Origin of the sequence: Methanocalculus sp. (assembly GCF_029762515.1) — an archaeon.
Classification (GTDB): Archaea; Halobacteriota; Methanomicrobia; order Methanomicrobiales; family Methanocorpusculaceae; genus Methanocalculus.
Map to the genome: position 1 here is coordinate 1 of NZ_JARVGN010000140.1, position 5,195 is coordinate 5,195.

The 5,195-nt window shown below is 54.5% G+C and carries 6 protein-coding genes; 4 read left to right on the forward strand and 2 right to left on the reverse strand.

Annotated elements, in window-relative coordinates; genetic code table 11:
* Both QCH34_RS06315 and QCH34_RS06320 read left to right on the forward strand, forming a co-directional pair.
* The coding region (locus tag QCH34_RS06315) for a molybdopterin-binding protein (RefSeq protein WP_300331873.1) at positions 1–494 on the forward strand (494 nt) is incomplete at its 5' end.
* Positions 488–2,341 (forward strand): molybdopterin biosynthesis protein, encoded by a 1,854-nt coding sequence (locus QCH34_RS06320; RefSeq protein WP_300331878.1) that lies wholly within the window; start codon positions 488–490, stop codon positions 2,339–2,341. The genes QCH34_RS06315 and QCH34_RS06320, both read left to right, overlap by 7 nt.
* On the opposite strand, the gene QCH34_RS06325 is transcribed toward QCH34_RS06320, so the two are convergent.
* Positions 2,338–3,477, reverse strand: coding sequence for a CBS domain-containing protein (locus QCH34_RS06325; RefSeq protein WP_300331883.1), 1,140 nt, complete (start codon positions 3,475–3,477; stop codon positions 2,338–2,340). The two genes, QCH34_RS06320 and QCH34_RS06325, sit on opposite strands and share 4 nt — an antisense overlap.
* A gap of 51 nt (positions 3,478–3,528) precedes the next feature.
* On the opposite strand from QCH34_RS06325, the gene QCH34_RS06330 reads away from it, so the two are divergent.
* Together QCH34_RS06330 and QCH34_RS06335 are read left to right on the forward strand one after the other, a co-directional pair.
* Positions 3,529–3,801, forward strand: a complete 273-nt coding sequence (locus QCH34_RS06330) for a PRC-barrel domain-containing protein (protein ID WP_300331886.1) — start codon at positions 3,529–3,531, stop codon at positions 3,799–3,801.
* Entirely contained in the window at positions 3,798–4,541 is a 744-nt protein-coding gene (locus QCH34_RS06335) for a tRNA(His) guanylyltransferase Thg1 family protein (protein WP_300331889.1), read from the forward strand. The genes QCH34_RS06330 and QCH34_RS06335 overlap by 4 nt, the downstream gene beginning before the upstream one ends.
* Here QCH34_RS06335 and QCH34_RS06340 read toward each other — a convergent pair.
* Positions 4,518–5,195, reverse strand: a 678-nt coding sequence (locus QCH34_RS06340; RefSeq protein WP_300331892.1) for a DUF5915 domain-containing protein, incomplete at its 5' end; no start/stop codon positions are given. The two genes, QCH34_RS06335 and QCH34_RS06340, sit on opposite strands and share 24 nt — an antisense overlap.

Sequence of the window (5,195 nt, forward strand, 5' to 3'; positions counted from 1 at the left end):
TCACCTCTGCCATACAGGAGGCAGTTGAAGAAGCCGATGCCATCTTCATCTCCGGCGGAAGCTCGAAAGACGACCGTGATGCAACCGCACGGGTGATCGCTGATCTGGGACGGGTTCTTGTTCATGGGATTGCGATATCCCCGGGTAAACCGACGATCATCGGCGAGATCCAACATCATCCCGTGATCGGCCTCCCCGGCCATCCATCTTCGGCATTTATGGTCATGCGGGCGATCTGCGCACCGCTTCTTGCTGTGATGAGCGGTATCAGTCTTCCGGAGCAGACCTGTTCAGCCACACTTGATGCAGGGATCCCCTCTGCAAAAGGGAGGGAGGATTATGTCCGGGTGAAGGTCAGGGACGGGGTGGCAACCCCGCTCTTCTCAAAGAGCGGACTCCTGCATACCCTCGTAGAAAGCGAGGGGTATGTCCGTGTGCCCGCAGAGTCCGAAGGATTTGAAACAGGTTTTGTTGTGGAGGTGATCCTGTGGTGAACAGGTATCTCTCTCTCGTCCCGCTCGAAGAAGCGATTGAACTTATCAGCAGCAATTGTCCGCCAGTTCCGTGGGTGATCCGCGTTCCCCTCATGGAGAGTGTCGGCAGGGTAACGGCCAATCCTATCTATGCGTCATATTCTGTTCCCGAAGCACATCTCTCGGCAATGGATGGAATTGCGGTCTCTTCGCGGGCAACCAACGGCGCAACCGATAAGCATCCGGTCATCCTTTTGGATGCAGTCCGCGTGAACACCGGCAATGTCATTCCATCAGGCTATGATGCCGTGATCATGATCGAGGATGTCGCATTTGAGGGCGGAGGATATGCGATCAGAAGAGCAGCAGCACCATGGCAGCATATCCGGCCGGTCGGGGAGGATATCGCCGAATCAGAAATGGCTCTTCCCCGGGGCCACCGGATCCAGTACCCTGATATCGGGGCGCTTGCCGCATACGGGATCACTGATGTCGCAGTTCTCTCCCTCTCTGCCGGACTTATTCCGACGGGGAGCGAACTGGTGGCTCATGGCACACGCCCACAACCCGGCCAGGTTGTCGAGAGCAACTGCCAGATGGCAGCAGCACATCTCCGCTCTCTCGGAGTCCATGCGGCGGTCTCTCCCCTTGTACCTGACGACCCTGAACGGATACGGGACGCGATTGATGCCGCGGTATCTGCTCATGATATCGTGATCATCTCGGCAGGTTCGTCTAAGGGTACCAAAGATTATACCGCACAGGTGGTCGGCGAACTCGGCGAGGTGCTGGTTCATGGTGTTGGTATCAAACCAGGAAAACCGGTGATCATCGGGGTGATCCGGGGCAAGCCGGTGATCGGTCTCCCTGGCTACCCACTCTCGGCCCTGACGGTGATCCGGGAGATCATCACGCCGGTGATCAGGGATGCCGGGATCCCGGTCCCATCCCGCGAGGTTATAGAGGCGGAACTGACCCGGACACTTGCCTCGGATATCGGAACTGATGAGTTCGTCCTGATGACCGCGGGCCGTGTGGCAGGACGGCTGATTGCAACACCCCTCTCACGTGGTGCAGGTGTCCAGATGAGTGCGGTCCGGTCCAACGGGGTTCTCAGGATACCTGCTGATTCAGAAGGGCTGGAGGCAGGTGAAATGATTCCGGTTTCCCTGAGTGTGCCGAAAGAGGAACTCGAATCTGCTCTCATTCTAGCCGGAAGCCATGATCCGATCCTTGACCGGCTGGCCGATCTCCTTGCTCCGCTCCCGGTCCACTCTGCACATATCGGGAGTATGGGAGGTATTCTTGCCCTGAAGAGGCGGCACTGCCATTGCGCGCCGATGCATCTTCTTGCACCGGATGGCAGCTATAATGTCCGGTACCTGGAACGGTACCTTGCAGGAGAGGAGGTGACCCTTGTCTGTGTTGCAGAACGGGAACAGGGTATCGTCTCACGGGATGGGATCACCTTTGAGGAGCTGGATTCGGTCTCGTTTGTGAACCGGCAGAAAGGGTCAGGTACCCGGATGCTCCTTGATCACCTCCTGAAGGAGCGTGGTATCGATCCATCGGCGATCTCAGGCTATGATCGGGAGATGACGACCCATCTTGCCGTAGCCCTTGCTGTCCGAAGCGGTGAGGCGGATGCAGGTCTCTGTGTCGCATCTGCGGCAGAGATCGCAGGTCTCTCATTTGTCCCGGTGGGAACCGAGCGGTATGAGATCGGGATCATGACCGAAGATCTCGAAGATCCCCGGATCAGATCCCTCCTTGAAGTGATCGAATCAGATTCATTCAGAACAATCCTGAACAAATCATGCGGTTACAGGACCGATGCCACCGGTATCAGGCAGACCCTCTCCCTCTAACCCATATCTTTTAGTTCGAGGACTGTCAGGATATCAGTCCGGGTAACAATTCCAACGATTTTCCCCTCTTCGACGACCGGGATCCTCCCGATATTCTGCATTGTCATGATCCTGAGTGCGTCGGTGACCGATGCGGATGGCGGAAGGGTGGTGATCGGCTGCCTGCTCATCACATCACGAACCTGCATCGCTTCGCGGTCGATATCGCTGGTCCTGTGGATATCCGCAAGGGTAATGATACCAATCAGATCCCCCCGGTCCACAACAGGAAATCCAAGATGTTTTGTGGTGTACATCAGCCGTATCACTTCGGTGAGCGGGAGGCTCATCTCGACACTCAGGACCTCTTTTGACATGATCTCGCCGACGGTTACATCCTGGAGGAGGAAGTTCGTTGTAACCATTGACGATTCCTGGCTTGCGCCAATATAGATGAAGAATGCGATGATGATCAGGATGAAGCTGAAGGTGAAGATCCCGATGATCCCAAAGAGTATGGCAAACCCCTTCCCGATATCCGATGCAATCCGTGTTGCACGATGAAGCGGCATCCGTTTTGCAAGCCAGGCGCGAAGCACCCGTCCGCCATCCATCGGGAATGCCGGAAGGAGATTGAAGGCAAAGAGCAGGATATTCAGGATCGCCAGGTATCCGAATCCATAAATGAAGACACCTGCAACAGCCGGGGCTTCAACGACCAGATCAACGGCATATACAAGAATCCAGCTGAGGATCCCAAGCCCGAGGCTGGTGAGGGGGCCCGCAATCGCCATCGGGAGCTCCACTTTTGGGTCCGGGAGCATCTCCTCCATCGAAGCGACGCCGCCGAAGATGATCAGCGTTATTGAGTTGATCTTAATGCCATGGGCACGTGCAATAAGCGAATGGGCAAGTTCGTGGATGAATACACAGAAGAAGAGGGTAAGCGCCACGATCGTGCCGAGAATATAGGGTACAACACCGCTTTCAATGATGGTTCTGTCGATGGGGATGGCAAAGATGCCCTCAATAAATTCGACTGTCAGGTTGATCTGGCTGCCGATGATCCATGCAAAGAGGGGTATCACCAGTAAAAAAGTGATATGAAGGCGGACAGGTATGTCAAAAATCCGTCCTATCTCCAGCGATCCATTCATGCAAGGGAGTATCTTTTTTAAGTATTTAGTATATATCTTGAACAGATTGATATGAAGTGGCAGATCTCAGAGCTCTTTGGAATGAGCGTATACACTGACAGGGCTGTGTTCATCGGTAATGTCGCTGATGTTGTCATCGATATAGATAACAAAAAGATGGCATCGCTTGCCCTGACAAACATTAATCCTGATATTATTGACTTAAAGTCGTTCAAGGGCCTGAAAGTTCCCTATCGCCTGATTAAGGAGGTTTCTGACATTGTGCTTATCCGGCACATACCCGGCGCCTTCAATACGTCAGCCGAACGTGAAATTGACGAATGAAGCGAAGGGAGATATATTCGGAACTCAGGACAATAGCACCCTGTTTCGTCAGGCTTGACGGAAGAGCCTTCCGCTCTGTGGCAGAAGCCCTCGGTCTCGAAAAGCCCTTTGACGATCGTTTTTCCTCTGCCATGGAGATGGTATCATCGCTTCTTCTGGGGAAAAGCGGCCTCTCTCCGGAGTTTGCCTATACCTTCTCCGATGAGATCAATCTCTTCTTCACCAGGCTCCCATTTTTCGGGCGTGTTGAAAAGCTCGACTCTGTTGCCGCTTCTTTTGCCTCAAGTGCCCTGACAATCGAGCTTTCTCTCCGCGAACCAGTCTCATTTGACGCGCGGGTTGTTCCGGTTGACAGTGAGACTGCGATTGATTATCTCATCTGGCGACAGAAAGAGGCGTGGAGGAACCACAATAATGCCTACGCCCAGTGGGCACTGGGGCAGGATGGCCATTCTGCGAAAACAGTGCAGGAGATGCTCCATGGGATGAATACCGCTGCCATGCACGAGCTGATGCATTCAAAGGGTATCAATCTGGCAGAGACACCCGGGTGGCAGAGGCGTGGACTGGTTGTCTGCCGTGCCTCTGAAGAGGTGAGCGGTTATAATCCAAAAGAGGAGGAGGCTGTGGTTACGCAGAGGAACCGGATTGTATCCGATCGAACTCCCCCGCTCTTCAATTCACAGGAGGGGAGATTATACCTCTCCTCTCTCATCTCAGGGCCCAAGCAGGGTAATTGATACGCTGAGCCCCTCGATATCCCAGTCTGATGAGAACCCTGCCTCTTCCACCTTCTCTTTTCTAAAGACAAGTGATGATGCACGGATCTCTCCTGCAATCCAGTCTGTTGACTGGTCGAGCAGTGATCGGATCCGAAGATCTCCGATGGCAATGACCGCTTGTATCTGATCGTCGACCGAGAGATCCATCTGTTTGCGCATCTCCTGGACACGCCTGATCACTTCACGTGCATACCCCTCAGCCTCAAGTTCGTCGGTGAGGGAGACATCGACATAGATGGTTGCATCGGGCATTGTGGCCGAGTACACATTTTCCGGGAGTTTCTCACTGAAGGCGACATGGTCTGCCGTGATGACGATCTCCTGGTCGCCGGCGGTGATGGTTGCAGATCCCGCCTCATTGATCTGCTGCCGGAGTGCGGTTCCGTCCGACTCCTCGATCGCATGTTTGACCAGTACCCCGGTCTTTCCAAACTCGGGCCCGATCTTCTTCATCTGCGGCTCAGCCGTCCAGAGGATACGTTCCCAGGTGCCTGAAACAAGCCGGACATCCCGTGTGTTTGCCCGTGCCTTGCAGAGTGGAAGGAGGGATTCGACTGCATCTTTGACAAGAGCACTCTCTGTTGCAACCACGACCTCGCCGACCGGCCACCG

Excerpts from the sequence above, each read along its gene's own strand:
- QCH34_RS06325 (WP_300331883.1), bottom strand. The coding sequence starts at position 3,477 with ATGAATGGATCGCTGGAGATAGGACGGATTTTTGACATACCTGTCCGC.
- QCH34_RS06330 (WP_300331886.1), top strand. The coding sequence starts at position 3,529 with ATGAAGTGGCAGATCTCAGAGCTCTTTGGAATGAGCGTATACACTGAC.
- QCH34_RS06335 (WP_300331889.1), top strand. The coding sequence starts at position 3,798 with ATGAAGCGAAGGGAGATATATTCGGAACTCAGGACAATAGCACCCTGT.